Genomic DNA, 3770 nt, shown 5'->3' with positions numbered 1-3770 from the left:
GGCTCGGATCGCGGGTCCCCCGCTCTACGGTCTGGGAACCCTACACCCCACACCGCGGAAAGCACGGCAGTACAAACTCGCTACAATGTGCAGAGGGCCGGCATGAGGAGTTCCTTTTCAAGACCGTAAGCGGAGGGACTCCGCGCGTCGAGCCCCCATGGACGGGTTTACGGCGTGTCTTGAAAAGGAACTCCTCATGACGGACCGGTCGTGATGCACGCAGGTTTGGTTAAACGTATTTTTACTGAAAGAGAACCGAGGAAATCATTTTGTTTGAAGCAGTACTATTCGATTGTGACGGCGTCCTGGTCGACTCCGAAGTCCTGTCCACCCGCGCCTTGCATCGCTCGATTCAAAGCCTGGGCATGAACTACACCGAAGCCCAGGTCCACCAGGAATTCACCGGCCACAGCTGGCCCGACTGCGTCAAAATGGTCGAACAACGCCTCGGCAAACCCATCCCCGACATGCAACGCTTCCTCGACCAAAACCGCGAACACTCCGAGCAACTCATGCGCACCCAGCTCGAAACCATGCCCGGTATCAAAGACGCCCTCGAACGGCTCGAACACCCCTTCGCCGTCGTCACCAACTCGCGCACCTTTGAACTACAGCTCAAACTCAAAGTCACCGGCCTTGAAGACTTCTTCCCCGTCGAGCGGCGCATCGACTGCCAGAAATTCGACGTCGCCAAACCCGACCCCGCCATCTACCGGAAGGCGGCTGAACACCTCGGCGTCGACATCACCCGCTGCCTCGTCATCGAAGACAGCGTGCCCGGCCTGACCGCCGCCACCGGCGCCGGAGCCACCGTATGGGCCTATCGCCCCCACGCCAGCGAACAACAGCTCAAGGACTTCGGGGTCGATCGGGTCTTCCACGACTGGTTCGAATTCTCGGTTCCCCACGCCCAAGCCTGATCCCGGCGAGGCTCCCGGTCGTACTTCAGAGGGAGACGACCGAGGAGTCCCCATGAAACCCTATGCCCTAGTGTTCGGCGCCAACAGCGCCATCGCCCAAGCCCTGATGCCGCATCTGCTGAGCGAGTATCAGGTGCTTGCCATCAGCCGACAGGCACCTGCCCAACTGCCCGAAGGGGTTCGGCACTTTACCTGTGACTACAGTGAAGCCGCGCTGGCGGAGCTGGCTGAACAGATCAAAGAAAACGGTGGGCCGGTGACCGCACTGTTCTGTGCGGTGGGGGTGTTGCATGGCACGGCGGAGGGGGAGCACCGCTACCCGGAAAAGAAATTGGCCGAGCTCAACATGCTGGTGAAAACCGCTTCAGTGGAATTGGCCCGGTCGCACCGCAAGCTGTGTCTGATCGCGTTGCACCCCGGTACCACCGATACGCCCCTGTCCAAACCCTTCACCAGCTCCCTGGGGCCTGACAAGCTGTTCAGCCCCGAGCTGACCGCCGAGCGGTTGTGGTCGGTGATTCAGGCGTTGACGCCCGAGGACACCGGGCGCTTTATACACTGGGACGGTAGCGATCTGCCTTGGTAGTAGCGGACGCTGAACGGCGGGCTCAGCCGTTCAGCGCGGCCTCGGACAGCGTGTCCCGAATTTCCTTAAACAGTTTGCGGGCGCTGCTCGGTGCCTTGTTCTGGCTGGCTTCTTTCTGCGCCTGACGCAGCAGTTGGCGCAGGTGTTGGATATCCACGCCGGGGTGTTGATCGATGAATTCTTGCAGCGCGTCCGGCTCGGTCAGTAAGCGGTCGCGCCACTGCTCGGCCTGGTGATGAATCTGAATGCTGGCCCGGCTCTGGTGGTTGAACTGATCCAGTGCCGCCTGGATGCCGTCCTGATCCGCGTCGCGCATCAACCGGCCGATAAACTGTAGTTGCCGGCGCCGCGCCTCGCGGTGCCGGATGCGACGCATTTCGACCACCGCGGCCTCGAGCTTGGGCTCGAGGGGCATGCGGGCCAGTTGCTCGTCGTTAAGCTCGACGAGCTGTTTACCCAGCTCCTGCAGCGCGTGCATTTCTCTCTTGCGCTGGGTTTTACTGACGAAGTCATCATCCTGTTCGCTGTCGTCATCGAAAAATTTGCGGTCGGTCATAACATCAAAGCCTGTACTGAGCGATGTGCTCTAGTGAATAGAAGAATGCGGATGGCCGGGGCCATGGCGCTGGTCCTGTACCGGAAGAGGTTCGCGCCACTGGCCGTCGCGCTCGGTGTGCAGGCCCATGGCACTTGGGCTCAGGTTGGCACACCAACCCAGGTTGTTGGTCATCGGTTCGGATTCCGGCAGCGACGCCAGATAGGGCTCGGTGTCACTGTGGTCCAGCAACAGGGGCAGGATCAGCGCCAGGCGGGGCCGAATCTGTTCGTTGCCAGCCCGGCCGCGTTCGCCCCAGAGGACAATGTAATCATCGCAGAAAACCTCGTCGCCCTCGGGCCGGTCGGTAAAGGCCACCTCGCGCGTGATGCCAAAATAGTGTTGCATCATCGCCTCCTCGAACAGCATGGCGGTATCTTCAAAAAACAGTTCCCGCTCGCCACTGCTGACGTAGGCGTAAGCATCCGTGGCGATATCGCCTGCGAACTCCAGGCCGACCTCCTGGGGTGTCAGCTGTTTCTCCGCCTCGGTAGCATCCCGGCCCTGAAAGCTCACTTCGGCCAGGTCCATCATCAGTGTCGAGCTGAGTGGATAAGTGCTCGCGAGGGTAGCCGACACGCTGTCGGATTCGAGCTGAATGGCCGCCTCGGCCACGGTCCACTCACTGTTGAGATTGGCGTGCTCAGCGGGGGGAATGTAATCGTTGGCGTGTGCCAGTTCGTGAAACAGCAGCGCCGACATGGGCGCGAGAATCTGTTCGAGGGTCCGGTCGTCACCGGGGCCGCTCAGGGGCGCGCTGCTCCAGGCGTAGTCGCCGCCTTTGACAAAGCGGGCCAGGCTTTCAAAGTTCAGCTCCCGATCAAAACCGCTGCGGAAGTCGGGTTCCCGGGAGATGGTATCGCGCTCCTCAATGGTCAGCCAGAGATAGGCGGGGTCAAGGTATATGGACCCGGTGGCCAGCCAGTAATAGGAGGGGCGAATATCGGCGCCGATTACCACTGCGGTCACACCGCTGAACAGTTGCAGCAGATCGTCCGGCAAGGCGGTCAGGGCCTGCTCAAAGCGGTTGGCCATCCAGTCGTGACTGACCAGGGTGCGTTCGAGTACATCATCGACGGTGACCTGATCGTGCTCCTGGCCCAGCAGGGGTAGCTGCCCGAGACGGCAGGCGTCGAACTCATTGTCGCCACCGCGATTGAATGGGCGCGCGCAATCGGCCAGGACGGAGGCGTACTCGCTGTCGGCCCGCGCCGGGCTGAGGGTGAGGTCGCCTGTCGGTGTGCCATCAATGGGTGCGCGCAGGTCAAGACGGCCGCCGCCGGCACTGTCGCCGCCGCATCCTGACAGCAGGGTGGCGGTGAGGGCCATCAGTGCGATGGTGAGGGTCTGGCTGAAATGTTTCATGGTCCTTGCTCTCCGTTTCATACGCTCAGTCATGGGGCTCCTGAGCTACTCGCCTTCGTCAAATCGGTCATTGATCAGGGCGCATAGGGCGTCCAATGCGTTATCTGCGTCGTGGCCGTCGGCCGCCAGCTCCAGGTCGGTGCCGCAGGCCGCCGCCAGAAGCATCAGGGACATGACGCTTTTGCCGTCAACCCAAGTGTCGCTGCCGTCGCACCGGACACGCACGTCACAATCAAACTGACCGGCGGTCGTGGCCAGCTTGGCGGCGGCCCGGGCATGCAGGCCTTTTTGATTGATCAACGTG

5 protein-coding genes are annotated in these 3770 nt (G+C 61.6%); 2 read left to right on the top strand and 3 right to left on the bottom strand.

Features of this window, described 5'->3' with window-relative positions; all coding sequences use genetic code 11:
- Nucleotides 1–269: 269 nt before the first annotated feature.
- Together B3187_RS08285 and B3187_RS08280 are read left to right on the top strand one after the other, a co-directional pair.
- Nucleotides 270–920, top strand: coding sequence for an HAD family hydrolase (locus B3187_RS08285; protein ID WP_286805691.1), 651 nt, complete (start codon nucleotides 270–272; stop codon nucleotides 918–920).
- Between the two features lie 52 nt (nucleotides 921–972).
- Nucleotides 973–1506 (top strand): hypothetical protein, encoded by a 534-nt coding sequence (locus B3187_RS08280; RefSeq protein WP_286805690.1) that lies wholly within the window; start codon nucleotides 973–975, stop codon nucleotides 1504–1506.
- 22 nt (nucleotides 1507–1528) lie between these two features.
- Here B3187_RS08280 and yjgA read toward each other — a convergent pair whose 3' ends face one another.
- The 3 genes from yjgA to B3187_RS08265 form a co-directional block, all read right to left on the bottom strand.
- Nucleotides 1529–2062 carry a ribosome biogenesis factor YjgA gene (gene yjgA / locus B3187_RS08275; protein WP_024459560.1) on the bottom strand — a complete coding sequence of 178 codons (534 nt, stop codon included), beginning with the start codon at nucleotides 2060–2062 and terminating at the stop codon, nucleotides 1529–1531.
- 30 nt (nucleotides 2063–2092) lie between these two features.
- Complete coding sequence (locus B3187_RS08270) at nucleotides 2093–3466, bottom strand: hypothetical protein (protein WP_286805689.1); 1374 nt, start codon at nucleotides 3464–3466, stop codon at nucleotides 2093–2095.
- A 45-nt stretch (nucleotides 3467–3511) separates the two neighbouring features.
- Nucleotides 3512–3770, bottom strand: a 259-nt coding sequence (locus B3187_RS08265) for an HPr family phosphocarrier protein (RefSeq protein ID WP_414673686.1), incomplete at its 5' end; no start/stop codon positions are given.

Origin of the sequence: Marinimicrobium sp. UBA4209, assembly GCF_002381585.1 — a bacterium.
GTDB lineage: Bacteria > Pseudomonadota > Gammaproteobacteria > Pseudomonadales > Cellvibrionaceae > Marinimicrobium > Marinimicrobium koreense.
The sequence above is the reverse complement of the archived record's forward strand: the minus strand, read 5'-3'. Positions and strand labels throughout refer to the sequence as shown.